The 24,689-nt window shown below is 55.1% G+C and carries 24 protein-coding genes; 12 read left to right on the forward strand and 12 right to left on the reverse strand.

The annotated features are described in order from the left end of the window. Position 1: 1 nt before the first annotated feature. The 5 genes from E3E30_RS08255 to E3E30_RS08275 all read left to right on the forward strand — a co-directional run bounded on the left by E3E30_RS08255 (position 2) and on the right by E3E30_RS08275 (position 3,735). Positions 2–607, forward strand: a complete 606-nt coding sequence (locus tag E3E30_RS08255; RefSeq protein WP_240922677.1) for a DUF257 family protein — start codon at positions 2–4, stop codon at positions 605–607. Continuing rightward, a complete protein-coding gene (locus E3E30_RS08260) occupies positions 597–1,265 on the forward strand; it encodes a DUF257 family protein (RefSeq protein ID WP_167729201.1) in 669 nt (222 codons plus the stop codon). Before E3E30_RS08255 ends, E3E30_RS08260 begins: the two co-directional genes overlap by 11 nt. Positions 1,266–1,371: 106 nt before the next feature. Beyond that, a complete protein-coding gene (locus E3E30_RS08265) occupies positions 1,372–1,887 on the forward strand; it encodes a hypothetical protein (protein WP_167729202.1) in 516 nt (171 codons plus the stop codon). 40 nt (positions 1,888–1,927) lie between these two features. After that, a complete protein-coding gene (locus tag E3E30_RS08270) occupies positions 1,928–2,848 on the forward strand; it encodes a TIGR00269 family protein (protein WP_240922678.1) in 921 nt (306 codons plus the stop codon). A gap of 236 nt (positions 2,849–3,084) precedes the next feature. Then, positions 3,085–3,735, forward strand: a complete 651-nt coding sequence (locus E3E30_RS08275) for a DUF257 family protein (RefSeq protein ID WP_167729203.1) — start codon at positions 3,085–3,087, stop codon at positions 3,733–3,735. On the opposite strand, the gene E3E30_RS08280 is transcribed toward E3E30_RS08275, so the two are convergent. Genes E3E30_RS08280 through E3E30_RS08290 form a run of 3 tightly spaced genes read right to left on the reverse strand, consistent with a single transcriptional unit; the run spans position 3,732 to position 7,001 of the window. Continuing rightward, positions 3,732–5,672 carry an alpha-amylase/4-alpha-glucanotransferase domain-containing protein gene (locus E3E30_RS08280; protein WP_167729204.1) on the reverse strand — a complete coding sequence of 647 codons (1,941 nt, stop codon included), beginning with the start codon at positions 5,670–5,672 and terminating at the stop codon, positions 3,732–3,734. The two genes, E3E30_RS08275 and E3E30_RS08280, sit on opposite strands and share 4 nt — an antisense overlap. Before the next feature lie 38 nt (positions 5,673–5,710). Beyond that, on the reverse strand, positions 5,711–6,334 hold the full coding sequence (locus E3E30_RS08285; RefSeq protein WP_042691114.1) for a diacylglycerol/polyprenol kinase family protein: 624 nt from the start codon (positions 6,332–6,334) through the stop codon (positions 5,711–5,713). Then, positions 6,306–7,001, reverse strand: a complete 696-nt coding sequence (locus E3E30_RS08290) for an HAD family hydrolase (RefSeq protein WP_167729205.1) — start codon at positions 6,999–7,001, stop codon at positions 6,306–6,308. The genes E3E30_RS08285 and E3E30_RS08290 overlap by 29 nt, the downstream gene beginning before the upstream one ends. 78 nt (positions 7,002–7,079) lie before the next feature. Between E3E30_RS08290 and E3E30_RS08295 the strand changes: the two genes are divergently transcribed. Genes E3E30_RS08295 through mfnA form a run of 3 tightly spaced genes read left to right on the forward strand, consistent with a single transcriptional unit; the run spans position 7,080 to position 9,684 of the window. Beyond that, positions 7,080–7,325, forward strand: coding sequence for a DUF131 domain-containing protein (locus tag E3E30_RS08295; protein WP_167729206.1), 246 nt, complete (start codon positions 7,080–7,082; stop codon positions 7,323–7,325). 1 nt (position 7,326) lies between these two features. Then, a complete protein-coding gene (locus tag E3E30_RS08300) occupies positions 7,327–8,499 on the forward strand; it encodes a cation:proton antiporter (RefSeq protein WP_167729207.1) in 1,173 nt (390 codons plus the stop codon). Between the two features lie 33 nt (positions 8,500–8,532). Then, on the forward strand, positions 8,533–9,684 hold the full coding sequence (mfnA, locus tag E3E30_RS08305) for a tyrosine decarboxylase MfnA (protein WP_167729208.1): 1,152 nt from the start codon (positions 8,533–8,535) through the stop codon (positions 9,682–9,684). Positions 9,685–9,723: 39 nt separating this feature from the next. Here the strand turns inward: mfnA and E3E30_RS08310 are convergent, their stop codons facing one another. From E3E30_RS08310 to E3E30_RS08345, 8 genes are all read right to left on the reverse strand, one after another. Then, positions 9,724–10,584 (reverse strand): cation diffusion facilitator family transporter, encoded by an 861-nt coding sequence (locus E3E30_RS08310; RefSeq protein ID WP_167729209.1) that lies wholly within the window; start codon positions 10,582–10,584, stop codon positions 9,724–9,726. A gap of 317 nt (positions 10,585–10,901) precedes the next feature. Then, positions 10,902–13,247, reverse strand: coding sequence for an exo-beta-D-glucosaminidase (glmA, locus tag E3E30_RS08315; RefSeq protein WP_167729388.1), 2,346 nt, complete (start codon positions 13,245–13,247; stop codon positions 10,902–10,904). 5 nt (positions 13,248–13,252) lie between these two features. Beyond that, complete coding sequence (gene glmD / locus E3E30_RS08320; protein WP_167729389.1) at positions 13,253–14,233, reverse strand: glucosamine-6-phosphate deaminase; 981 nt, start codon at positions 14,231–14,233, stop codon at positions 13,253–13,255. A 1-nt stretch (position 14,234) separates the two neighbouring features. Next, entirely contained in the window at positions 14,235–15,200 is a 966-nt protein-coding gene (locus E3E30_RS08325; RefSeq protein WP_167729210.1) for an oligopeptide/dipeptide ABC transporter ATP-binding protein, read from the reverse strand. Continuing rightward, the gene (locus E3E30_RS08330; RefSeq protein WP_042691099.1) at positions 15,197–16,168 is read right to left on the reverse strand and encodes an ABC transporter ATP-binding protein; all 972 of its coding nucleotides are present in this window, start codon (positions 16,166–16,168) and stop codon (positions 15,197–15,199) included. The genes E3E30_RS08325 and E3E30_RS08330 overlap by 4 nt, the downstream gene beginning before the upstream one ends. Before the next feature lies 1 nt (position 16,169). Then, positions 16,170–17,102, reverse strand: a complete 933-nt coding sequence (locus E3E30_RS08335; protein WP_167729211.1) for an ABC transporter permease — start codon at positions 17,100–17,102, stop codon at positions 16,170–16,172. Positions 17,103–17,104: 2 nt separating this feature from the next. Continuing rightward, the gene (locus E3E30_RS08340; RefSeq protein WP_042691096.1) at positions 17,105–18,085 is read right to left on the reverse strand and encodes an ABC transporter permease; all 981 of its coding nucleotides are present in this window, start codon (positions 18,083–18,085) and stop codon (positions 17,105–17,107) included. A 53-nt stretch (positions 18,086–18,138) separates the two neighbouring features. Beyond that, positions 18,139–19,974 carry an ABC transporter substrate-binding protein gene (locus tag E3E30_RS08345; RefSeq protein ID WP_167729212.1) on the reverse strand — a complete coding sequence of 612 codons (1,836 nt, stop codon included), beginning with the start codon at positions 19,972–19,974 and terminating at the stop codon, positions 18,139–18,141. A 202-nt stretch (positions 19,975–20,176) separates the two neighbouring features. Between E3E30_RS08345 and bgaS the strand changes: the two genes are divergently transcribed. From bgaS to E3E30_RS08360, 3 genes are read left to right on the forward strand one after another with little or no spacing between them, the layout of a single operon-like run. Further along, positions 20,177–21,631, forward strand: a complete 1,455-nt coding sequence (gene bgaS / locus E3E30_RS08350; protein ID WP_167729213.1) for a beta-galactosidase BgaS — start codon at positions 20,177–20,179, stop codon at positions 21,629–21,631. Then, positions 21,628–21,837: a hypothetical protein gene (locus E3E30_RS08355; protein WP_042691091.1), complete on the forward strand. Its 210-nt coding sequence runs from the start codon at positions 21,628–21,630 to the stop codon at positions 21,835–21,837. The genes bgaS and E3E30_RS08355 overlap by 4 nt, the downstream gene beginning before the upstream one ends. A gap of 2 nt (positions 21,838–21,839) precedes the next feature. Continuing rightward, positions 21,840–22,289: a type II toxin-antitoxin system VapC family toxin gene (locus E3E30_RS08360; RefSeq protein ID WP_167729214.1), complete on the forward strand. Its 450-nt coding sequence runs from the start codon at positions 21,840–21,842 to the stop codon at positions 22,287–22,289. Here E3E30_RS08360 and E3E30_RS08365 read toward each other — a convergent pair. Further along, the gene (locus E3E30_RS08365) at positions 22,282–23,085 is read right to left on the reverse strand and encodes a PIG-L deacetylase family protein (protein ID WP_167729215.1); all 804 of its coding nucleotides are present in this window, start codon (positions 23,083–23,085) and stop codon (positions 22,282–22,284) included. The genes E3E30_RS08360 and E3E30_RS08365 overlap by 8 nt on opposite strands. Before the next feature lie 115 nt (positions 23,086–23,200). Between E3E30_RS08365 and E3E30_RS08370 the strand changes: the two genes are divergently transcribed. Beyond that, positions 23,201–24,688 carry a flippase gene (locus E3E30_RS08370; RefSeq protein WP_167729216.1) on the forward strand — a complete coding sequence of 496 codons (1,488 nt, stop codon included), beginning with the start codon at positions 23,201–23,203 and terminating at the stop codon, positions 24,686–24,688. Position 24,689: the final 1 nt, after the last annotated feature.

Here is a 24,689-nt window from a genome sequence, read left to right on the forward strand (position 1 = left end):
CATGACTCACATCATAGATACCCTCTTAAACGTCACAGAGGGCGTTCTCCTCGTCGAGTATCCTGCAACGGGCCACCCTGAGCTGACGTTCTTTGAGGTTCTCAACGGATGGAGGGAGAGGGGAATCACGCCCCTGATAGTGGACATCGGGGACACCCTTCACGTCTTCCTTCAAAACCTGAGGTTCGAAGGAATAGAGCTGAGCGTTGATGACATCCCCGTGATAAAGGAAAGGGGCATGGTTGAGGTCGGGAAAGTTCTGGGATACGTTGAGGTCATCGAGGATTTTGACTACCACCTGGCAACCTACGGCCAGCTGGCCAAGAAGGTTCCAAAGGAGTCAAGGGACCACACGATAGTGGTTGGAATGGAGAAGTTCTCCTTCACGTTCATAGACGACCCTCCGAAGCTGGAGAGATACTTTGAGACCGTAACGAGAAGGTACCTGTCCATCAAAGGAAGGACAAGCTTTCTCTTCCTTAACACGGACGTTGCTTCGGAGTACCTCAGGAAGGGACTGGAACAGGATTCAGACTACGTGCTGAGGGTGAGGGGCAGGGAAGTCCGCGTTCTGAAGTCGCCGGGGGTGATGGTGAATGAACTTTAACGACTACCTCTCCAAAGTTTCACCCGGAGAGAGCATTCTCATAGAGCACACCTCCCTGTCAATGCATGCGCTTGCATTCTACGCGATAGACGAGAAGTACGGCTGGGACAGGGTTCTGTTAGTTGACGTAATAGACTCAAGCGTCCCTGCGGTGAGGTGGCTCCGACTCTCGGGCCTCAGTGTTCCGGAAAACGTGACGAGGATAAAGGCCGGAGGCGTTTCCGACTGGGGCAACATAATACTGGAGATTGACCCCCACAAAGACCCGGGGATATTCCTGAGCAAGTTCAGCAGGAAGATACGCGAAGTTTACTCCAAAAGCGACTTCACGGTCACGGTCATAATGAATCCCGAAAGGCTCGTCCCCTTCCAAAATGGAAACAGAAACTTCATACTTATGCTTTCAAACATGGCATCAGCCTTCTTAGGGAACCCCCGGAGGATAACCTTTTACTTCGTCAACAGAGAGATGACGGAAGGAATTTACTTGGCCCTCCTCGAGGAAGCCTTTACGAGGGTTCTTTGCTTCACAGGAAAAAGAAATCTCCGGGTCCTGAAATCGCCGGAGATGGGGGAGGAAGGAAATGAACTGAGGCTGGCATTAGAAACAGCCACAACAAGAAACCCAGAGCCCGATGCCATCACCGTAGGAGAATGAGGATTTCGTGCAGAGAACGTGGAGAACCCTAGAAAGAAGAGCCCACTCGGGAGAAGACATTAAGCCAGAAGAATAACTTTTTAACGTCTCCAAACTATTATCTCAGGTGGTAGAAATGGCAACTGGATTTTACAAAGTTCATTTCCACAAGATGAAGGACAGGAAGGAGGAGAGATGGACGACAAGCACGAGGCTTAAAGAGGGCATTAACATAATTAGAACATTCAAGGACAACAAGTATGACATCAGAGTTCGGGGCCCAAGACTCGCCACAGAAGCGCTTACGAAGGGAATAAAGGTGGATAAGGCTTCCCTAGTTGAGGTCTTTGATAGCAGGCCAAAGGTCGTTCTCATAACGCTCGACGGAGGAATCACCGGCCGGGTTGAAGGAGTCAAAATGGAAAAGACCGGCGTAGTCCTCAAGAGAACGGTGCCCAAAATACTTCTAAGAACCGGCACCAGAACGGTTGAGGTGAACTATCACGACATTGACGAAGTATTCATCCAGCCGAAGGCATCAACGTGGAGTTCACTCATCAGACACAGAAAGGACGACTATTACTATGACGCTTACATAATCAGCGTTGAAGGCGAGTACACCTTTGAAGTCAGGAGAGGTTAACGTTAAAAGCCACCCCTCTCTTCTATTTCCGGTGGAAAGAATGCCGATGAGATGCAAGTTCTGTGAGAAACCGGCCTTCATCAAGCTTCACTATCCAAAGATGTACCTCTGCCCGGAGCACTTCAAAGAATACTTCGAGAGAAAGGTCAAGCGGACGATAGAGCGCTACAAGATGCTAAAGCCAGACGAGAGGGTTCTGGTGGTTGTCAGCGGCGGAAAGGACTCGGCCGTTACCGCTTACATCCTCAAGAAGCTCGGTTACAACATTGAGTGCCTTCACATAAACCTCGGAATCGGCGAGTACAGCGAGAAGAGCGAGAGCTACGCCAAAAAGCAGTGCGAGGCCTTAGGTGTTCCGCTCCACATCGTTCGCGTTAAGGAGCTCCTCGGAAAGGGAATCGGCGAGGTTAGGACGAGAAGACCAACGTGCTCCTACTGCGGTCTGACCAAGAGGTACATCTTCAACAAGTTCGCCTACGACAACGGCTTCGATGCCGTCGCTACTGGCCATAACCTCGACGACGAGGCGAGCTTCATCTTCTCGAACATGATGCACTGGAACACGCAGTACTTAGCGAAGCAGGGGCCCGTAACCCCCTCCCAGTTCAACGGAAAGCTCGTGAAGAAGGTCAAACCGCTCTACGAGGTCACCGAGAGGGAAGTAGTTGCCTACGCCCTCGCCAACGGCATCGATTACATGATGGAGGAGTGTCCGCACGCGGTCGGAGCGACGACGATTGAGTACAAGGAGATACTCAACGAGATGGAGGAGAAGAGGCCCGGAACGAAAATCAACTTCGTCAAGGGCTTTTTGAGGAAAAAACATCTCTTCGAGGCCGAACTCAAGGAGACAGAGCTGAAGGAGTGCAGAGTCTGTGGAATGCCGTCGAGCGGTGAGGTCTGCTCGTTCTGCAGGTTCTGGAGACTGGAGAAACCGATAGACTTCAGGGTGAACCGATGAGGAGACTTTCGGGCCCTGAGCTGTGATGAGGGCCACCCTATCCGAGGCTCCCACCGGGTAAACGGCAGACTGCCAAAACGATTGCCGCGTTTCCTTCGGGACCGGGCTTTCAAAAGAAAAATGTAAGGGCTTGCAAACGGATTTTCTTTTTTTATTTAGCCCCTTCGGTGGTATTTCGAATCGTTTATATACCCCGAGAGTATAAACTAACCCAAAGTTATCAAAGGGGTGGTTGCATGCTCGGCGATATCATCAACGGCCTATGGGATTCACTAAGGCCAGGGGAAATCGTGCTGATAGAGAGGACTGACGTTAAAGACCAGTACTTTGGGCTGCACCAGCTCATAACCTGGGGCCTCTCCAAGGGCTACACAATCCTCGTTGTGGATGTCGTTGATTCCCTACACCTAATAAAGGCCAAGGCCAAGCTGGCCGGTTTCGACGGCGAGACGTTTGAGAACGTCAACGTCATAAAGATAGGCGGGAAGACAAAGAACGGAAAGGTTGTTGCATGGATAAGCGACCTCAGCGAGCCGGTTATACTCGTGGGGAAGTTCAGAGAGGCGTATGAGAAGTTTGTTGAGGAAAATGCACCCGTTCTAACGATAGCCTTGGGCATCGAGAAGCTCTTCGCGACTTCAGAGGTAGCGCCCAAAAACGTTCACCTGCTTCTCAGCCTCCTATCCCAATACGTCGGAAACGAGAACAGACTGGCGGTTCACTTCATCAAGACGTCCCTACTAGATGAGAGCAGAAAGTTTCTCTTGGGGCTCTTAGAAGACGTTGCCACGACGGTCATCCGGGTATCGTCCCTGGGAAGAATGACGGAATTCAACGTCGTCAAGTCAATAAGAAAGGACATGGAGGGGGTCTCCCTCAGGGTCTAGCGTTCTTTGAAGGAGAGCCTGAACCTTAACTCCCCGTCGAGCGGGAACAGGAAGGTGTAGCTCACTCCCTGCTGGATGAAGTCCCACCCGCTTTCGCTCTTGCTCAGCGTTTTTACCGGGAACTTCCACATCCTCGCTTTTCTATCGAGCTCAATGGAAAACTTCCCGACGGCGTAGCGGTCGTTCACTTCAACCCTCGAGCCTTCCAGCTCCCCCGGCGCCTCCATCACGCTGTGGACTGCAACGTTAAGCTCGACCGCGAAGGTCCCCCTTCCCGAGACGGTGTAGTCAACGGTGAAGCCCTTCTCATCCGGCCTGAAGACCTTGACGACCGAGAAGTCCCCCTCATGCCTCCAGAGCCTCAGCTCGTTTCCGTCGAACGAATACCAGTAGGGCTTTCCGGCGAAGTCCGCCAGGGGTTCGTAGCGGTTCAGCCTGAAGTCGTCGAGGGTCGTTTCTGGCCTTAAAAACCTGTCCTGGAGGAGCGCCCGCCTGACGGAATCGTAGGCGACCTCTTTCCTAATCTCCCCTGGAACCTCGCCCGAAAGCTCGTGAATGCTCTCGACACCGTCGCCCTCTTCCTCCGGGACGGCGCTTCCGGTGGAGTGGTAGTGCTCGTAGCGCCTTGCCAGGACGTCGGCGTAGTTAACTGCCCGTTCTTTCGAGCTCAGCTCGACGAGGGAACCGCCGAGGCCGGGCTTGAAGGAGTAGTAAAAGTTCTCTCCCTCGATGAAGACCTCCTCGTGGCCGTCGAAGTCGATGTCGCGGACGAACGTTCCAGTGGAAACGTAGCTGTTCGCCCTTATGATGTTCTCCCAGACGGCCCTGCGGAGGTGCGGGAGGTAGATTCCGCCGAAGACGCCGTGCCAGTAGGCGTCGTTGCACTGGGCCTTCAGAAGGAACCGCCTCGCCTCGGGGTTGTTCCTCACGAGTTTACTGACCATCAGCATCCTCTTGTGGGTGTAGTTGCCCTCGGGGTACTTGAAGAAGAAGTTCTTCCAGATTCCGCCCCTTACGAAGACGCGGTAGCGGTCGAAAATCCCCTCGGCCTTCAGCCGGTTCACGAACTCGACGAAGAGCCTCGCCTGCTCCGCCGGTAGGGACCACTCGCTCATCTCGAAGTAGGAAGCTATGGGCAGATAGACGAGGCCCCTCGGTTTAAACTGCCTCAGGTACTCGGAGTAGAGGAGAACCTCTATCCTCTCGTCGCTCGAAATCCTGTCAAAGAACTCCCTGAGCCAGCCTTTCTTGTGAACCCACTCGTAGGTTCCGGGCCAGACGCCGAACTTCTCGCCGTCGTCGTGGAAGACCGCGACCTTGCTCTCGTCGCCGTCGTCGAGGGAGTGGAGGTAGTCAATCGTTTTCTTCACCGGACGGAAGGGGATGAGGTACCTGAGCTTCTCGTCAATCGGGAAGACCACCACAGTTTCACCGCCGTCCTCCGTGTAGTAGGGCCAGTAGAGGCTCTCCTTCGGCAGGCCGGCGCTCATGAAGTGGTAGTCGTCAACGACGACGTACTCTATCCCCGCCTTCCGCAGGGTCCTCACGAGTTCGGGCTCCCAGACCCTCTCGGTCAGCCAGAGACCTTTCGCCTCGTAGCCGAGCTTTCCCGCAAAGTCCTTCAGAAGGTTAATCTGCTCGACCCGGTCTTCCTCTGGGATGGACGCCAGAACCGGCTCGTAGAAGCCGGCAACGATAATCTCGACCTGACCCCTCCTCACGAGGCTTTTGAGGAGGTCGAGGTGCTCGGGTCTGCTGTCGGCTATCCACTCAAGGAGCGGGCCGGAGTAGTGGACGGCAACCTTCATGTTTGGATACTCTTCGAGCGTCTCAAGGAACGGTTTGTAAGCCCTCTCGTAGGCGCTCTCGAACACCCACCCGAAGTTCCCGAGGGGCTGGTGGTTGTGGATTCCGAATATGAACTTCACGCCCCCCACCAGTATCAGTATCACCTAAGGTGATATAACCTTTTCCCTCAGAGCTGGAGGAAGAGGTAGAGGGCGAGCGCGACCGCGAGCTGGTTGGAGAAGTTGTCGTCCGGCGGGAGGTTGTAGAACTCCGCTATCGTTCCGGCGAGCGAACCCGCGAAGGCTGGAACCGGACCCACGAGGGGAGTCAGTAGCGCCATTCCGGTAATGAAGTAGGCGAGGCTTCCCTCGACGCTCTTCCCATTGGAGAAGCGGTGCCTGCCGAAGGTCTTCCCGATTATCGCCGCGAGCGCGTCGCCGAGGGTGGCGAGTGCTATCGCACCTATGGCAACCTCCTCGGGGAAGAAGTAGACCACTATGAAAGACGCGGCGGCGAAGTAGATGTGCGCCGCAACCCGGTTCCTCTCGTGTTCGCGCGTTATGTCATTGATGTGGTTTTCGAGGAGTTCTATCTTCTCCACGACCTCTGGAGAAACGTAGAGGTTCAGCTTCTCCTTTATCCGGTCTCTCCACTCCTCAATTACGCGGAAAGGCTCCAGAACGACGAAGAGGATGAACGCGACTCCCACAAAGGTGAGCGTGTATGTCTTCCCGAGGAGCAGGTAAACGGTCGGAACCGTCAGGCCGGTGATGTGAAGGGCCTTACGCTTCAGCTCTCTTTTGATGCTCACGTTTAATCACCTCCAGGGCCTCATAAAGGTTCCTGACAATATAGTTGGCATTCCTGACCTTTCTTCCGCTGAAGTAGCCCCTCTTCACCAGTATCCCGACGGCACCGAGGGCTCTCGCACCGGCCATGTCAGTCTCGTCGCGGTCGCCGACGACGTAGACTTCCCTGTCCGGGAACCTCTTCAGGGCGAGGCGGAAGTTGTAGTCCTCAAACTTGCTGTGGCCGGTTTCACCGCTTATTATTACGTCGTCGAAGTAAGCCCCTATCCCGAGCACCTCAAGCTTCTTCCTCTGCCAGTTCGTGGAGGAGTCAGTAACGAGAACGACCCTCGCACCGAGCTTCCGAAGGCCTCGAAGGAAAGGCAGGGCATCATCGTAAAGCCGGAGATACCTGAAGAAGTGCTCCTCCACGAATGAGGATAGCTCGGCAAGCTCCTCCTCGGTTATTTTGGGGTATATCCTCCTGAAAAGCTCTTCAACGAGCTCGTGAAGGTCGAGGGTGTGGAGCTTTTTTGAACCCTCAAGACCGCGGTACTTGGCAGTCAGGAGGTAGAGAAGGGCCCGGAGCTTGCCCCTGCGCAGGAGGAAAGGAATCGCGTGGAGCATCGTCCTCTTTCCAGCTTCCCATGTGTTGCACAGGGTATCGTCGAGGTCAACGAGCACGAGCATGTTAGGAGTTGGAGGGAACTCTTTAAACCCTTCCGGTGGGCGGGAAAGTTTAAAAACCGGAACCTCAACTTCACGCCGATGAAGGGAGAAGTTCTCATCGGAGCGGGAATAGTGCTGATACTCATCGGCTTTCTGTTAGTGTTTCTGGGAACGCTTATTTCAGCCCTCGGGAGTGGCGACGTCGAGGGCGGGGGAGTGATAATGATTGGCCCGATACCCATCGTATTCGGCACGAGCAGAAGCGCGGTAACCGTTGCCTCAGTAATCGCGCTCGTCCTCATGCTCCTCTGGATAATCGGAGTTCTCCTGGCGAGGAGGGGATGAAGTGTACCTCGGCTACCTCGCCCTTCTCCTGGTCGTTGCAAAGAGCCTCGAGTGGGCCTTCGAGAGGATTGAGATACACCCCATAATAGCCCACGTGGTTACCGGAATACTCCTCGGGCCCTTCATCCTTGGAATCGTTGAGCCGGGGGAAGAGCTCAGGGTTCTGGCGGAATTCGGACTCATAATGATGATGCTTTACATGGGCCTGACGAGCAACTTCTCGGCGATAGCCCAGAACACGGGCAAAGCCGTTCTGGTGGCAATCCTCGGCGTTGCCTTCTCGTTCCTCTTCGGCTTCCTCACGGTTTACGCCTTCGGAAAGGGAATAGCCGCGGCCATATTCATAGGCGCGACCCTCGGAAACACAGCAATAGAGGTCACGAGCGGTGTCCTCGTCAAGGAGAGGGTGAAGAGGGAAGTTTCCTCGATTCTCATGGGCGCGGCCTTCGTTGACGACATCGTCGCTGTTTACCTCATCGGTATAATAACCGGCATGACAAAGGGAGGCCTCGACGCCGTCTCCTTTGGAATCCTGACCGTCAAGATATTCGCCTTCATAGCCTTCACCCTCCTCGTCTCGGAGCTCGTCTTCAAACGCTCCCGCTGGTTCTACTCCATAGTCAGGAACCTCAACGTCTTCTTCACCTTCACGCTCATCCTCACCTTCACCCTGGCCATAATAGCGGAGTGGGTCGGCCTCAACCAGATAATCGGGGCTTACTTAGCGGGACTCACCATAAGCAGGCTCCGCGAGAGAAAAGACCCGCTCGTCGTCACGAGGATTAAGCTCAACGAGCTGATTGAAGACCTCCAGGTCGTCCTCACCGAGTTCTTCATACCGCTGTTCTTCATCTACGTCGGTCTCGTCTTCAACCCACCCGTGAAAGCCCTCGACCCGACCCTCATAGGCCTCCTCTACCTCTCGGCAGTCCTCGGAAAGCTCCTCGGGTGCGGTCTCGGCGCGAAGCTCTCGGGCCTCAGCTGGGACGATTCCATCACCGTCGGCATAGGAATGGGAGGAAGGGGAAGCCTTGAGCTCGCGATACTCACCTTCGGACTCAGCAGTGGAATAATAGACCAGGCCCTCTTCGCAAGCGTCGTAACGGTCTCGATGCTGACGGCGCTGACGACACCGATATTCTTTAAGAAGTACATCGAAAGGAGGAAAGCTTAAATTCAACGAACCCTACCGCCCCCAGGTGAGAGCATGTTTCCAGAGAGGGGAGCGGACGAGGATGAAGTGCTTGAGGAGCTACGGCGGAAGACTGCCGAAGACCTGACCTTCGACTCCGGGAAGATTCTCGGCTCGATGTGCACGTATCCACATCCCTTCGCGGTTAGAATCATCACGGAGTTCATAGACAGGAACCTCGGCGACCCCGGCCTGCACACGGGGAGCCGTAAAGTCGAGGAAGAGGCCGTCGAGATGCTCTCAAACCTCCTCGGTCTCGAAAGGGGCTACGGGCACATAGTCTCGGGCGGAACCGAGGCCAACATCCTGGCGGTGAGGGCCTTCCGCAACCTGGCGGAGGTGGAAAAGCCGGAGCTGATTCTTCCAAGAAGCGCCCACTTCTCCTTCATCAAGGCCGGCGAGATGCTCGGAGTTAAACTCGTCTGGGCGGAGCTGAACGAAGACTACACGGTCAACGTGAGGGACGTGGAGGAGAAGATTACGGACAACACGATTGGAATCGTGGGAATAGCCGGAACGACGGGCCTCGGGGTGGTTGACGACATACCAGCTCTGAGCGATTTGGCCCTCGACTACGGGCTTCCACTCCACGTCGATGCGGCGTTTGGCGGTTTCGTCATCCCCTTTGCCAAGGCTTTAGGCTACGATATCCCGGACTTCGACTTTCGCTTGAAGGGCGTGAAGAGCGTAACCATAGACCCCCACAAGATGGGCATGGTACCGATTCCAGCGGGCGGGATAATCTTCCGCGAGAAGAAGTACATAGACGCGATAAGCGTTTTAGCTCCTTACTTAGCCGGAGGAAGGATATGGCAGGCGACGATAACGGGAACGAGGCCCGGGGCGAACGCCTTAGCGGTGTGGGCGATGATTAAGCACCTCGGCTTCGAGGGCTACAAGGAAATCGTGAGAAAATCCATGGAGCTGAGCCGGTGGTTCGCGGGGGAGCTGAAGAAGATACCGGGCGTTTATCTCATCCGCGAGCCGGTTCTCAACATCGTCTCCTTCGGCACTGAGAACCTTGAAGCTGTGGAAGAGGAGCTGAAGAGGAGGGGCTGGGGAATCAGCGCGCACAGGGGCTACATCAGAATTGTCCTGATGCCCCACGTGAGGCGGGGGCACTTGGAGGAGTTTTTGAGGGATTTGAGGGAGATTGTGCAGGGTTAATAACGCAGGATTTAATATCGCGATACTAAAAGTGTGAAATCACTCCGTAACCCCCTTTATATCCACATGGACGAAGACCCTCTCGACCTCGGGGATTTCCTCTATCCTCTTCTTCACCTCTTCGCTGACGTCGTGAGCCTCTTTAAGGGACAGGTTTGGAGGAACCTCGATGTGGAGCTCGACGTGGAGCCTGTTCCCAACGTAGTGGGCCCTCAAATCGTGGATTCCAAGGACGTTGGGCACGCTCAGCGCGCGCCTCTTGATTTCCTCGCAGACCTCGAACGAGGGCGCCCTTCCGGTCAGGTAGCCGACGTTCTCGAGGATTATCTCAAGCGAAACCTTAACGAGGAAGACCGCGACGACGAGGCCGGCCAGAGCGTCGCCGTACTGGAAGCCGAACTTCTGGAGGCCGAGGCCGATTAAAACCGCGACACTGCTCAGGACGTCGCTCCTGTGGTGGTAGGCGTCGGCGATAAGGATTTGGCTGTTGAGCTTCCTGCCCACGTAGACGGAGTAGCGGAACATCAGCTCCTTCGCGAGGATTGACACCACCGTGACCCCGAGCATTACCGAGTTAACCTCTATCGTCTCGCCGTGGAGAAGCCTCAGCAGGGAGTCCTTTCCGATTTCATAGGCAACAACGAGCAGGGCCTCACCGATGAGAAAGGCCACGAGGGGCTCGAAGCGAGAGTGGCCGAAGGGGTGGTCCTTATCGGGGGGTTTTGACGCCACTTTTATGCCGAAGTAGCCGGCGACGCTCGTTACCACGTCGCTGAGGGAGTGAACGCCGTCGGAGATGAGGGCTATACTTGAATAGAGGAAACCGACGATGAGCTTTATGACCGCGAGGAGGACGTTGCCGATTATGCTGACCCATATGGGCCTGTAAATCTCCTCCATCGTATCACCTTTTTGTGCATATGCACAAAATATTTAAACCTTTCTAATTCCCTTCAGCCCCCTAAGGTTATTAGGTTTTCGAATTCAATTAGACTAATTTAAAAAGTGGCGGTCAGTCCGTCACTCCCTCGTCACAGCTCGGACAAGGCTGAACTCATCATCCCGAAAAAAGTTGGAACGGGCGCTTAAAAGGGTTGCTCAGCGATCACCTTTCCTTCCTCACCCTTCGGTTCGCCCATCACTCATCATCGCGGGGAAAAATAGGAGGAGGGGCCTTAAAAAGGTTTCAAAAGCAAAAAGTGAAGGAGGCAGTGGAGTCAGAGGCCCAGCTCGAACTCATTATCATGCTCTACGACGACCCTTAGGATTCCGTTCTCAAAGCTCTCGTCCACGATTCTACCCTCAATCGCCTTGACTTCCTCAACGCCCCGCAAAGCGACCTCGCTGGAACCGCTCAGGTGGTTCCTGAAGCGGAGCGTTTTTCCGTCCCCACTGAGGAGTGTGGCCGTTGCGTAGACCACCTCAACGTCTCCGACCCTAACGCCGAAGGGCAGGAAGAGGGCACCGCGCTTCTCCATCTCGATGCCGTCGAGGAGCCGGGGAACCTCGATTCCCCTGTACCGCACTTTTCCGAAGACCCTGTGGCCTCTGGGGTTGAGCAGGACGAGGTAGTTGCCGCGCGGAATCGCTATCATGTCCCTGTCCGTGACCTCGAAGTCCCTCTTCACGTTCTGCATCTCAAGCAGTTTGTCAACGAACTTCCTGTGGAGGTCGTGGTAGCTGTTGTAGTACTGGAGCCTGAAGCCGAGCACGATTGCGCTTCCCTTCCCCTTCCTGACGAGCGTTCCGACCGGCCTGCCGTAGTGGAAGACGAACGGCTCGCCGCCTTTAACCTCTCTGACGGTGTTCCTGACGAGCATTCTGTCTATTCCCTCGCTCTCGACGCTCGTGAACTGAATCAGCCTCACGTTGTCCCTCGCCTCGGCCCTCTCAACCTCGACGCCGAGGAACTCGGCGAGGGCGGAGTAGGGCTTCATGTTCTCGTCAAGATATGGAAGCATCGGCAGGATTACGAGGTTCCCGCCCCTCGCAACGAACTCAACTAACTTGTCCTGGACCTCTCGGGACATGAAATCGAGGCTGTACACCCAGAGCTGGCCGTAGGAGAGCATCTCCTCAACGCTCGCCTCCTCAAGGTCAAGGACGTCGAAGGGAACGTTGCTCATGGCGAGGAGCGTTAAGAGGCCCCTCTCACCGAAGAGGTATTCGTTGAGGTTCACGCTCTCGGTCATGCCCTTCCTCAGGCCAAAGGTCGAGACCGCCTCATAGGGCTCGTAGGTTCCGAAGGCCACCCTCGGCCTCAGCTCGGCATTGCCGAAGTCCGGGTTGTTGAGCAGGAACTCGCCGAGCCACTTTATTGGCTCAACGTGGGGCCTCTCGCTCCCGTCGAGGCCTATCGGCGAGTAGACGTCCCAGGTCACGCCGTTGTGGGACTCGTAGCCTTTTGGATTTTCACCGCCGACGTAGAGGTAGTAGTTGATGTTGTGGATTCCGAGTGAGGCTATCAGCGAGTAGAGGTGCTCCGCTTCATCGGGCTCGATGGTGTGGGCGAGGGAAACCTGCGTCTCTATGCTGAGGGGCGGCGTTCCGAGCCTCCTCTGGTAGAAGCGGTAGACCCCGGTCTTGTAGTAGATGTGGCCGAGCCTGTCTTCCTTCAGGTCGAAGGAGCGGTAGAAGGAGTACCAGAACTCTGTCCAGAGGTGGATGTCGAGGTTTCTCTTCTTAACGTAGCGGTAGAAGTGTCTCCAGGCCGCGAGGAGCAGGTAGGGGTCGAGGATGCTTATCGGGACGTCGATGTAGCGCTTTAGATGCCCGTAGAGGATTTCCACGTAGCGGTTGGTCATCCATATCTTGAAGTGGTGCCAGTCAAGTATCTTTGGCAGGGGCTCGTTCTCGCTCGCCGGCGCGTAGACCTCGGAGTAATCACTTATCGGCGTTCCGTAGCGCTCGCTCAGCTCGTCGAGGGAGTAGTTAGAGCGAAGCCACTCCTCCCACAGGCCGCCCGGACGGGTGATGACCTCGTTGTAGTCGGTGAGGAAGGGCTGGAAGATGGTCTCCCAGTAGGACGGCTCGTCGTCTATGGAGACGCTTATTATCGGCCCGCCGTTGGTGTAGAGGTAGTCCCTGATTATCGGGAGAACTTCATCGTACCACTCAGAGACGGCCTTGAGGTATGTAGGGTGGAGGTAGGTAATCGGGGGGTAGTAGATGTCCCTCGGCAGGGGTCCATTGGGGCCTTTCGCAAGGATTTCCGGGTGTTCCCTTATGAGCCACTCGGGTATTCCGCCGTTCCTCCACTCGCCGCAGATGTATGGACCGGGCCTTATGATGACCTTCAGGCCGACTTTATCTGCCAGCTCAAGGAAGCCTATTAAGTCCCTCTGGGGGTGCGTCTCGCCGGTGAAGTCGAACTTCCCTTTCTCGGGCTCGTGCCAGTTCCAGGCGACGTAGGTGTCTACCGTGTTGAGGCCGTGCTTCTTCATCCTCTCCAGCCTTTCCTTCCAGCTCTCCCTTGGGACTCTGAAGAACTGGAGCGTTCCCCCGTAGACCTGGAAGCGCTCCCCATCCAGTAGGTAAGTCTTACCATCGTGGCCAACTTTCATCACCATCACCACTTGACCACCTTGCTGAGGAACCTTGGATTGTCCGGATTCAAACCGCGCGATACGGCCTTGTAGTAGGCGAGGAGCTGAATTATCGGGAGGTAGAGGACTGGACTTGCAAGCTCGTCCAGTTCTGGGATTTCAATGAAGTAGTCCGCACCGGTGTCGCGCCTTCCGACGGTGAGAACCCTGGCCTTTTGCCCCTGGAATTCCTTCGTCAGCTTCTCGTGCCAGTCGAAGGGCTCGTTCACGAGGAGGACGACGAGCGTTCCCTCGTCCGCTATGGACTTGAAGCCGTGCCTGACCTCGAAGGTGTGGTAAGCCTCGCTCCAGAAGAGGGCCATTTCCTTCATCTTGAGCATGGCCTCAAGGGCTATTGGATAGAGTATCCCCGAGCCGAGGAAGATGACGTTCCTGAAGTCAAAGCCTTCCACAATCTCCCTCACGTGGTTCTCGTTCTTTAGCACGTCATCGGTGAGGGAAGATACGTGCCCGGCGTCTAAGGTTTCCCTCCCGTACGAGTGAAGGAGCAGCTGGAGGTAGGCGAAGTAGAAGGCCGGGAAAGAGTGAGTCATTACGACGCTCTCCTCGTGGGCGGGAACGATTAGCGCGTAGTCCGCTTCCCTCGAAAGGGTGCTCTCGTAGGCCGTGAGAGCGAACCTGGGGACGTCAAGGGCTTTTAGGGCTTTAATAGCTTCAGTCGTTTCCCCGGAGCGCGAGATTGCCACCAGAAGCTCGGGGTTTCCTATGCTGTACCATTCGCGCGAATAAAGAAGTTCGGAGCAGGGGAGGGCCGCTCCCCTGCCCCCGAGGCGGGTGGTTGCCATGGCCAGCGGCTGCGACAGGAAGTGTGAACTGCCACAGCCAGTGTAAACTATCTCCCTCGGTAACCGGAAGTCGTGATTGGTTATGAAATCTTCAAAGGCCTTTTGGGCCTTCATTATTCCCTCTGGAGTCTTCCTAATCTCCCTAATCGTCGAGTGCATCTCACTCACCTCCGTAAAGATGACAGGCAACCCAGTGATTCTTCTCAACCTCGTGGAGCTCGGGACGGGCTCTGAAGCAGATTTCCTTTGCCTTGGGGCATCTCGGGGCGTAGCGGCAGCCCTGGAGAGAATAGACGGTTCCCTCCTCCTTTTCGGGCTCGATTCCCTTGAACTCCCACTTGACGTTCAAATCGGGAACGCTCTCAAGGAGCATCTGGGTGTAGGGGTGGAGCGGGTTGTGGAAGACCTTCTCGGTGTCCCCCATCTCTACTATCGTCCCGCGGTACATGATGATGGTCGTGTCGCTGATGTAGTAGCCCAGAGCCAAATCGTGGGTTACGAAGAGAACCGAGGTTCCGTACTTGTCCCTGAAGTCGCCGAGTAAGTTTAGGACGTCAATCCTCGTCGAGGCGTCGAGCATCGAAACGGCCTCGTCAGCTATGAGGAGCTTCGGCTTCAGCAGTAAGGCCCTCGCTATGAGGATTCTCTGGAGCTGGCCGCCGCTGAGCTGGTGGGGGAACTTTCCGCGAATCTGGTCAGGATTGAGGCCGACCTGGATGAGGGCCTTGTCAATCATCTCGTCGCGCTCGCCCTTGCTAACGTCGGGGAGGTAGGAGTCGAATATCAGGTCGAAGGCCCTGTCAATCGGGTGGAGCGGGTTGAAGCTCGCAAAGGGGTCCTGGAAGACGGCTTGAACCTGGCGGTAGTAGTTCTTCTTGAGCTCGTTCTTGCTCATCTGGAGAATGTCCTTACCCTCGAAGAGTATCCTGCCAGATGTAGGCTGGATGAGGCGGAGGATGAGCTTTCCTGTTGTCGTCTTTCCGCTGCCGCTCTCACCAACGAGGGAAACTATCTCGCCCTTCCGTATGGTGAAGCTGACGTCGTCAACGGCCCTAATCTCAAAGCCACCGATGAAGCCGGAGGTGAAGATTTTGGTCAGGTGCTCGACCCTCAAAAGTTCGCTCATTGGCTTTCACCCCCGAGGAGATGGCAGGCCGCGTAGTGCTCCTCGCCCACCTTCACGAGCTTCGGCTCGACGTGCGGGCACTTGTCGAGGGCGTAGGGACAGCGCGTGTAGAAGCGACAGCCCTTCGGCGGGTTGAGCAAACTAATCGGGTAACCGGGGATTCCCTTGAGCTTCTGCCTCTTGTACTGCACCCCCATCCTCGGCAGGGAGTTGAGGAGAAGCTGGGTGTAGGGATGGCTCGGCTCGTTGATGACTTCGTCGGTCGGACCTATCTCGACGACCTTGCCCGCGTACATTATCATTATCCTGTCGGCTATCTTGTCGAGCAACGCTAAGTCGTGGGTGACGAAGATGATGGACTTGACGATTCCCTCTTTCATGAAGTGGTGGAGGAGCTCAATGACGACGCGCTGGGTCGTGACGTCTAAGGCAGAGGTGACCTCGTCCGCGATGAGCAGGTCGGGGTTGAGAAGGGTCGAGACAACCATCGTCGCGCGCTGGCGCATTCCACCGCTCAGCTCGACAGGGTACATCTCGGCGACCTTGGGGGAGAGCTTGACCATCTCAAGCCTCTCGCGGAGGAGCTTCTCAATCTCGTTTCTATCGGTGTAGCCGTGCTCCCTAGCTAAGTCCCACACGATGTCCTTGATTTTCTTCGTCGGGTTGAGGGCGTTCATCGCGTACTGGGGGATTATTGAGAGCTCGGTGTAGCGGATTTTTCTGGACTCCTTTGGGCTCATCGTCATGAGGTCTTTGCCCTTGAAGAGGGCCTTACCACCCATGTGCACCATCGGGGGCTTCCTGAGGATTAGGGAGTGGACGAGCGTTGACTTTCCGCAACCACTCTCGCCGGCTATTCCGAAGACTTCTCCTTCCCTAACCTCAAAGGAAACCCCGTCAACGGCCTTAACGTGGCCGAGGGGCGTTGAGTAGTAGATTTTAAGGTCTTCAACGGTGAGCATTGCCATCTCACTCCCTCCTGAGGCGCGGATTGAACACTTCTTCAAGGCCGATGTTCACGAAGAACAACGCCGTGATGATGAGGGTTATAATGAGTCCCGGCGGGATGAACCACCACCACCAGCCGAACTGGAGGGCGTTGTAGGCTATGGCCCTCTGGAGGATGTTTCCAAGCGAGACCATCGTGGTCGGCCCAAGGCCTATGAAGTCGAGGGTCGCCGAGGCGAGGATTGCACCGCTGAACTGCAGGATTCCGGCCATGAAGATGTAGGAAATCATGTTCGGCATTACCTCGGTGAAGATAATCTTGAAGTCGCTCAGCCCGGCGAGCTTCGCGAGGTGGACGAACTCCCTGTTCTTGAGCGAGAGGGTCTGACTTCTAACGGCCCTCGCGACCCAAGGCCAGCCTGTGAGACCTATGATGACCGCCTGAATGCCGGGAGTTCTTGCAGAGAGGTAAGCGGCGACCAGGATGAGGAGCACTATCGAGGGGATGACGAGCATTATGTTGGTGAACATCATGAGAAGCTCGTCGACCCAGCCCCCCTTGTAGCCGGCTACGAGGCCTATCGTTATTCCGAGTATCGTTCCGATGACTGCCGCGAGGAAAGCTATCCACAGGCTCGTCCTCAGACCGTAGACGAGCCTCGCGTAGAGGTCCTGACCGTTGATGTTCGTTCCAAGGATGTGGAGGACTTCAACCTCCTTGCCAGTGTAGGTCGTTATGACCTCGTGGCTCATCGGCGGAAGGGTCTTCTCGCCGTAGGAGGCTATCTTTATTCCACTGACCTTCTCGTAGTAGAGGCCGTCCCACGCGAAGGGCGTGAAGAGCGGGCCGATTAGGGCGAATATCACGAAAAAGGCCAGAAGGCCGAAGCCGAACTGGAACTTCCTGTTTTTGAAGGCGATTCTAACGACCTCGAACTTGTTTCTCCTCGCCATCTTCAACCCTCCGTGTAGCTCGCCCTGACGCGCGGGTCTATGAAGGCGTAGACTATGTCAATCAGGAAGTTGGCCGCGAGGACTGAGATTACGACGATGAGAAACGCCCCCTGGAGGAGGAAGTAGTCCTGGTTGAGTGCCGCGTTCATTATGAGCACTCCGATTCCGGGGTAGTTGAAGACTATCTCCGTTGCAATCGCTCCAGCTACCATCATTCCGAGCTGAAGGGCCAGTCCGGTTACCTGGGGCAGGATTGCGTTCCTGTAGGCGTGCTTGGTCATGAGCTTCTCGCTCGCACCGAGGGCCTCGAGGTAGCGGACGTAATCTGCTTCGAGCTCGTAGATTATCATGTTGCGCATTCCAATTGCCCAGCTACCAATCATGACTATGAACAGGCTCAGGAAGGGCAGAATCCAGTGGGAGAGGAAGCTCTTGATGAACGTCCAGGAGAAGCTCGGCACCAAATCCGGCGCGTAGGCGCCAGAATAGGGGAGCCAGCCGAGTTTAACACCTATAACGTAGACGAGAATCATCGCGAACCAGAAGTAGGGCATGCTCGCGAGGAAGTAGAATATCGGCATCGTGTACTTGTCATACTTCTTGTTCTTACCCGCGATTGCACCGAGCCAGTTTCCAACAAGCCAGCTCAGAACGATTGCAGGAAGGAGGATTGCTATATCGTAGGGGAGGGCGTGCCTGATTATACTCGAAACTGGGGCGTTGTACAGCATGCTGTAGCCCAAATCTCCGTGGAAGAGGCTGACCCAGAAGTTGACGAACTGCTTCCAGAGGGGCTGGTTTAAGCCGTAGAGCTCCTCGTAGAACTTAACCAGGGCGTCGTTAACGGCACCGCTCTTGGACATCATTGCCTCAATCGGGTTTCCGGGCATGAGCCTCGGGAGCAACCAGTTGAGGGTCACGGCAAATATGAAAGTAATTCCATACACGAAGGTCTTGCGCGCGAGGTACTTCTTGAACCCCATTGTCTACCCTCCACCGCGTTGATTGTCAGGATAAGAGAAAGGAAAAGGGGGCATCACCTTCTGCGCCTCAACAGGAGCGGAACGACGGCAAGGCCTACGATGAAGGCCGGACCGCAGAGTCCCTTGCTCTCCTTGCTGGTTGAGCTGGTGGGAGTGGTGGTCTTCTCCTCTGCCGGCTGGCTGGTAGTTGCCGGAGCCTCGCTGGCGGACTTGACGCCGAGGAGAGCCAGAGCCGTTCCCCAGGTTCCGTACTTGGCCCAGAATATCGGGACGCCGTAGGGGTTGTTCTCGTTGGGCCAGTTGGTCCAGTACTTGGTGTTGGCCTCGTAGAAGAGTGTTGCCATGTAAACCGGAACGGCCGGGACGTCCTTGAGCCATATCTCGCTGAGCTCCTTTATGTACTCGGCCTCCTTGTTCGGGTCGGTGGTCTTGGCGAACTCGTCGAGTATCTTCTCGGCCTGCTCATTGTAGTAGGCACCGAAGTTGGCGGCACCGTCCTTGCTTAGGAGGGCGTTGTAAACCGCGTAGGCGGTCGGCTGGAAGGTTCCGGCCCAGTGGAGGCCGAGGTCGAAGTCACCCTTGTGGTACTTGTCCATCATCGCTCCCCAGTCGTACTTATCAATGACGACCTTGATTCCAAGGGCCCTGAGCTGGTTCTGGATTATCTCTGCGGTCGAAATCCAGTCGGAACAGCCGGCACAGGTGACGAGGTGGAGCTCTATGACCTTGCCGTTGTAGGTTCTCCAGCCGTCGGCGTTCTTGGTCATGCCGAGCTGGTCGAGTATCTTGTTGGCCTCGGCGATGTTGCCGTACTGCCAGCCGTACTTCTTGACGAGGTCGTCAAGCCCTATCTTGCCGGCCCACTTCTGGAGGAGACCGGTTCCAAAGGGAATCTCGGCGGGCTTTCCGCTTATCGGACCGTTCTTGGTTATCTGCTCGGGGTTTATCGCCATAGCTATGGCGCGCCTGAACTGCGGGTTGTCCATCGGGGGCTTCTTGGTGTTGAAGTAGAGCAGAACAGGGGCCACCGGCGGGAAGTAGGGCGGCTTGTCGAGCCAGCTGACGAGGTTCGGGTTCTGCTTCTTGGCCTGGACGATGTCTATGTAGTAGGTTCCGACGTCGAGGTCGCCCTTGATGAACATGTTCGCGGCCTGGGAGTTGTCCTTAACGTAGAGCTGGATTATGTACTTCGGGGCGGGCTCGCCAAAGACCTTGTTGCCCCACCAGTCGTCGTTCCTTTCAAGAATGGCCTTCTGCTGCTGAACGACCTCCTTGAGCTTGTAGGGGCCAGAACCGACGAGGTACTTCTTCTCGTCACCGAGGAAGGTCATCTTGGGTATCTGCTTGGGGTCAATGTTCTGGAAGATGTGCTTCGGGATTATGAGGGCGCCCTGTCCCCATCCGTAGAAGAGCTGGAGCTGCCAGAGCTGGTAGTTGGGGGTACCGTCGAAGATGAAGTCAACGGTTCTGTCATCAACGACCTTTATCTCCTTGAGGCCGAGCTTTGTCCAGTTCCTGAGGCCAATCTCCTGGTAGTACTCGTAGGAGAACTTAACGTCCTCGGCTGTGAGGGGCTGACCGTCCTGCCACTTGAGTCCGGGCCTGAGTTTAACCTCGAAAACGTTTGGTTTGACCCACTTCCAGCTCTCGGCGAGCCAGGGCTTCAGCTCACCGGTCATGAAGTTCAGCATTGCCAGGGGCTCAAAGATGAGACCGTCGAGACCAATGATGTTGCCACCCTGGAAGGGGTTTGCGTTGGTCGGCGGGGCGCTGTTGGCGGTGTACAGCGTCTCGTTCCTCGGATAGTCCGAAGCGGCGCTAACGGAAGCAAAACCAAAAACGCTCCCGAGCATCAGGGCCATAACGGCCACGGCCAGGTACCGTTTCATAGTTCGTCACCTCATTATAAAGGATGTCAATTTTATAACATTCGAGGATTCTATATAAGCTTTTTGGTGGACGACACTGTCCCCGGATGTATAAATTGTGTGCAAATTACAAAGGTGTTCCCGGGCCCCACTCAAAAACTATAAAAACCATGAAAACCACAAATTCATACAAAGTTATAAAGTAGGGGAGCGGTGAACAGGCATGTCCAATTTCATCTGGGGAGTTGTGCAGTCTGCATTTCAGTTCGAGATGGGTGACCCGCTCAGACGGAACATAGATGCCAGAAGCGACTGGTGGCACTGGGTTCGCGACCCATTCAACATCAAGAACGACCTCGTGAGCGGTGATTTACCCGAGGAGGGCATAAACAACTACGAGCTCTACGAGATAGACCACCGCCTTGCCAAAGACCTCGGGCTGAACGCCTACCAGCTCACCATCGAGTGGAGCAGAATCTTTCCCTGCCCGACCTGGGCCGTCGAGGTGAATGTTGAGAGGGACTCCTACGGGCTGATAAAGCGCGTGAAGGTTCCGAAGGAAGCGCTTGAGGAACTCGACCGGCTGGCGAACAGGAGGGAGGTTCTCCACTACTTAGCAGTCCTCAAGAACCTGAAGAAGCTCGGCTTCACGACCTTCGTCACGCTGAACCACCAGACGTTGCCTGTATGGGTTCACGACCCGCTCTGGACGAGGAGCGACTTCGAGGGAAGCAGAGCGAGAGGCTGGGTTGATGAGAGGAACATAATCGAGTTCGTCAAGTTCTCAGCATACGCCTCCTGGAAGTTCGGCGAGCTGGTTGATTTCTGGGCCACCTTCGACGAGCCGATGGTTACGGTCGAGCTCGGTTATCTGGCCCCCTACGTCGGCTGGCCTCCGGGAATCCTTAACCCGAAGGCGGCCAAGAAGGTCATAATCAACCAGATGGTGGCCCACGCAAGGGCCTACGACGCCATAAAGGAGCACACGAAGGCCCCGGTGGGAATAATCCTCAACATAATTCCAGCCTATCCGCTCAACCCCCACGACGCGAGGGACGTTAAGGCAGCCGAGAACTACGACTACTTCCACAACAGGCTCTTCTTAGAGGCCCTGAACAGGGGAAGGGTCGATTTGGAGCTCGACTGGAACCCTGTGAAGATTCCCCACCTTGAGAGGAACGATTGGGTCGGCAACAACTACTACACGAGGGAAGTCGTGAAGTGGACCGAGCCACGCTTCGAGGAGCTTCCGATGGTTACCTTCGTCGGCGTCGAGGGCTACGGCTACTCCGGGAACCCGAACGGTGTTTCCCCGGACAACAACCCGACGAGCGACTTCGGCTGGGAGGTCTATCCGAAAGGTTTATACGACTCCACCGCCGAGGGGGCGGAATACGGGAGGCCGGTTTACATAACCGAGAACGGCGTGGCGGACTCCAAGGACATACTCCGCCCGAGGTACATAATCGAGCACGTGGAGGAAGTGAAGAGACTGCTCGAAAACGGTATAGACGTCAGGGGCTACTTCCACTGGGCTCTAACGGACAACTACGAGTGGGCGATGGGCTTCAAGATTCGCTTCGGCCTTTACGAGGTCGATATGATAACCAAGGAGCGCATACCGAGGAGGAACAGCGTTGAAACCTACCGTAAGGTCGTGAGGGAGGGAGTGGAATGAAGACGATAGCCGTTGACGAGACCACCTGGAAGAAGATTAAGATGCTCAAGGACAAGTTAGAGGCCCGCTCCTACGACGAAGTCCTCCAGAAGCTCATAGAGACCTGGCACCTCGTCGAGCTCGACAAGAAGGTCGACAACGTCGTCGTTGACGAGGAAGAAGCTGAAACGCTGATTAGCATACTCGAAAAGAAGAAGGGGAGTTGAAGATGCCACTGCCACCGGACATAACCTTCGACAGCATAACGCTCCTCAAGATGCATACCGCCAAGAGGAAGAGACAGCTCGAGATAACCCTCGCCAAGTTCAACGTCTCCCTGTCAATCATCACCGTCTACCGCTACCTCTCGGCCAAGGCCTACCTCAAGAGGAACGTCGAGAGGGAGCTTGAAGTCCTCAAGGACATCTACAACATAGTCCCCCTCGACGACAGGATAATAGCGAAGGGAGCCCAGATTGAGGGCCAGCTCCTTCAACGCGGTCTCATGCTCGACCTTGAGGACGTGCTGACGGCCTCGACGGCGATATGCACCAACAGCCTACTGATAACAGACAACCCGAAGCGCTACGAGCCGATGAGGCAGTTCGGCCTCGACACGATGCCCCTTGAGAAGTTCCTCGGCGAGCTCGAAAGGATAGTGAAGAAAGAACTCAAATGAGCTCCGCGAAGGGGGTTATGTGCAGGAACAGGCCGGGCATGAAGCGTAGGCCTTCCGCGTACTTCGTTCCCGCTTTTTTCCCGTAGTAGAGCGCTATCGTTCTCAAAAACGGTTCCCACTGCTCCCAGACATCGTCGGTGAACTGGCTCTTATGAGCCCTAACTGCTTTCAGCTTGAGCTCCATAACGTCGGTGATGTCGACGAAGTAGTTGGGCTTGGCGGTGTAGTAGAAGCCGAAGACCTCGACCTGATGTGGTTTTATGCCGAGCTGGACGTCGCTCGGAACGACGTTTGGCAACGGGGAGAACGATACCGCCTCGAGGGCGAGCCTTCCAGCGGTCACGTGGTCTGGGTGGGCCTCATAGGGCAACCAGGGGTCCGGAGCCAGAACGGCGTCGGGCTTCTCCCGCCTGAGAACCTTGATTATCTGGTTCCTCGCCTCGACGGTGTATGGGAGCTCCGTGTCCTTGTAGTCGAGCCAGATGATTCTGTCCACGCCGAGCATCTTAGCGCTCTCTTCCTCCTCGCGCTTCCTGATTAACGCCAGCTCGTGGGCGCTGACGTTCTCGTCGGTCGTTCCCATCGAGCCGTCCGTGAGACAGAGGTAAACAACCTCCTTACCCGCCTCGGTCAGCTTCCTTATCGTTCCGCCCATTCCTATAACGCAGTCGTCTGGATGGGGTTCGATACAGAGGATTTTATCCACCTCGTCAAAGGGGTTGCTCAGGTCGAACTCGAGAACCTCGTCGAGGAGCCTCCTGAAAGCCGTCTCAAAGTCGTTCACGTCCTCGAACATTCCGGTCACCTCGGATTATAAAGATAGCTGAATTTATAATCAACGGCGGGAATATAAAAAGGTTTCAGTGGTAAGGTTTAAGTTTAACTCACCAACAACCAGAGCAGGTGGGACCTTGGTCGAAGCTGAGATGCTCAAAAAAGTCGCCAGGGGAGGCACAATAACCCTCATAGGACTTCTACTGTCGGCTCTCCTTGGATTTCTCCTTAGGACAGTGATAGGAAGATGGTATGGGCCAAATGATTACGGTGTTTACAGCCTAGCAATGACCGTATTCAACGTTGCCCTCGCAATATCAATGTTAGGATTCCCTATTGGACTCCAAAGGGAAGTCGCATACCTAAGGAAGAAAAAGCCAGAACTTGTTGAAACACTTGTTTTTACTGCAGTAGTTATTGTGACTATCAGCTCCATAGCTATGATGGCGTGCTTAGAGCTAAAACGGGATACCATACCTTCCATAATCGGCGGTGGTACATTACTTGCAGAGACTCTCGGTGTGCTCTTAATGGCTCTTCCTGCAACCGCTGTTGTCAATACGCTGGTTGCAATAACCCAGGGATTCCACAGGGTTAGGGAGTACGTGCTTTATGAGAGGGTTCTGCCCCCCGCGCTGTTTTTGATGGTTGTAATAAGCGCGACCACATTAATAGGACGTTCATTGTTGGACTTGATGAAAGGATACGCGGCACTCCAACTGTCCATGCTATTGCTCATAACCTATGACCTACGGAAAAAGGGAATACTCCCAAAACAACCAAGCTTCTCGCACAAACTCGCAGGGTCTCTGCTAAGGTTCTCAACACCCCTTTTCTTCTCCAACATCGTCTGGCTAGTCATGACGTGGACTGACACGCTAATGCTCGGCCACTACCTTGGAAGCAAAGCAACCGGAATCTACAATGCGGCGGTTCCGGTAGCGAGGTTTCTAACGGTTTTTATGGTGGCCTTTACGACGATTTACAATCCCCTCGCAACGTCCCTGTATGCGGAGGGAAAGATTGAAGAGCTGAAGGAATTTTACGAGAGCATAACAAAGTGGGTGTTAATAATGACATTTCCATTGTTTGTAATGCTTTTTGCGTTTCCACAGGAAATCATTGTAACGTTCTTTGGAGAGAGCTATCGCGAAGCTGGGACGGTCCTGATGATTCTATCCGCGGGATTTATTTCTCAGGTTATCGCGGGACCAACAGGACTTACCTTAACAGCGATGGGAAAAACCACACAAGTACTTATAGGAAACACACTCGGCGCTATCTTCAACGTCATTCTAAACGCAACCCTCATACCGACGTACGGAATTAGTGGAGCCGCCGTTGCAACTGGAACATCTTTCGCAGTGGCAAATCTTTACAAGCTCGGGGTTTCGGCATTGGAGAAGATTCATCCTTTTAACGGTGAGTACCTGAAAGCCCTAGCTACGTTAGCCCTTGGAACCCTAATCGCAGTTTACCTTCCCCACGGCCGTTTGATGAATGCAATTGCTGGTACATTGATAGCCTCAGGAATTTCATATATCATACTCATCGGTAGTAGCAACCTTAGTCCGGAAGATAGAGAGCTTGTTAAGGAACTAATCTCAAAGATGAAACAGCAGTAAA

The organism is Thermococcus sp. 9N3, assembly GCF_012027685.1.
Lineage (GTDB): Archaea > Methanobacteriota_B > Thermococci > Thermococcales > Thermococcaceae > Thermococcus > Thermococcus nautili.

Bases quoted from the DNA above. Each gene is read 5' to 3' on its own strand.
- E3E30_RS08255 (WP_240922677.1), top strand. From the start codon at position 2: ATGACTCACATCATAGATACCCTCTTAAACGTCACAGAGGGCGTTCTC.
- E3E30_RS08260 (WP_167729201.1), top strand. From the start codon at position 597: ATGAACTTTAACGACTACCTCTCCAAAGTTTCACCCGGAGAGAGCATT.
- E3E30_RS08270 (WP_240922678.1), top strand. From the start codon at position 1,928: ATGCCGATGAGATGCAAGTTCTGTGAGAAACCGGCCTTCATCAAGCTT.
- E3E30_RS08275 (WP_167729203.1), top strand. From the start codon at position 3,085: ATGCTCGGCGATATCATCAACGGCCTATGGGATTCACTAAGGCCAGGG.
- E3E30_RS08290 (WP_167729205.1), bottom strand. From the start codon at position 7,001: ATGCTCGTGCTCGTTGACCTCGACGATACCCTGTGCAACACATGGGAA.
- E3E30_RS08295 (WP_167729206.1), top strand. From the start codon at position 7,080: ATGAAGGGAGAAGTTCTCATCGGAGCGGGAATAGTGCTGATACTCATC.
- mfnA (WP_167729208.1), top strand. From the start codon at position 8,533: ATGTTTCCAGAGAGGGGAGCGGACGAGGATGAAGTGCTTGAGGAGCTA.
- E3E30_RS08310 (WP_167729209.1), bottom strand. From the start codon at position 10,584: ATGGAGGAGATTTACAGGCCCATATGGGTCAGCATAATCGGCAACGTC.
- glmA (WP_167729388.1), bottom strand. From the start codon at position 13,247: ATGAAAGTTGGCCACGATGGTAAGACTTACCTACTGGATGGGGAGCGC.
- glmD (WP_167729389.1), bottom strand. From the start codon at position 14,233: ATGCACTCGACGATTAGGGAGATTAGGAAGACTCCAGAGGGAATAATG.
- E3E30_RS08325 (WP_167729210.1), bottom strand. From the start codon at position 15,200: ATGAGCGAACTTTTGAGGGTCGAGCACCTGACCAAAATCTTCACCTCC.
- E3E30_RS08330 (WP_042691099.1), bottom strand. From the start codon at position 16,168: ATGGCAATGCTCACCGTTGAAGACCTTAAAATCTACTACTCAACGCCC.
- E3E30_RS08335 (WP_167729211.1), bottom strand. From the start codon at position 17,102: ATGGCGAGGAGAAACAAGTTCGAGGTCGTTAGAATCGCCTTCAAAAAC.
- E3E30_RS08340 (WP_042691096.1), bottom strand. From the start codon at position 18,085: ATGGGGTTCAAGAAGTACCTCGCGCGCAAGACCTTCGTGTATGGAATT.
- E3E30_RS08345 (WP_167729212.1), bottom strand. From the start codon at position 19,974: ATGAAACGGTACCTGGCCGTGGCCGTTATGGCCCTGATGCTCGGGAGC.
- bgaS (WP_167729213.1), top strand. From the start codon at position 20,177: ATGTCCAATTTCATCTGGGGAGTTGTGCAGTCTGCATTTCAGTTCGAG.
- E3E30_RS08355 (WP_042691091.1), top strand. From the start codon at position 21,628: ATGAAGACGATAGCCGTTGACGAGACCACCTGGAAGAAGATTAAGATG.
- E3E30_RS08360 (WP_167729214.1), top strand. From the start codon at position 21,840: ATGCCACTGCCACCGGACATAACCTTCGACAGCATAACGCTCCTCAAG.
- E3E30_RS08365 (WP_167729215.1), bottom strand. From the start codon at position 23,085: ATGTTCGAGGACGTGAACGACTTTGAGACGGCTTTCAGGAGGCTCCTC.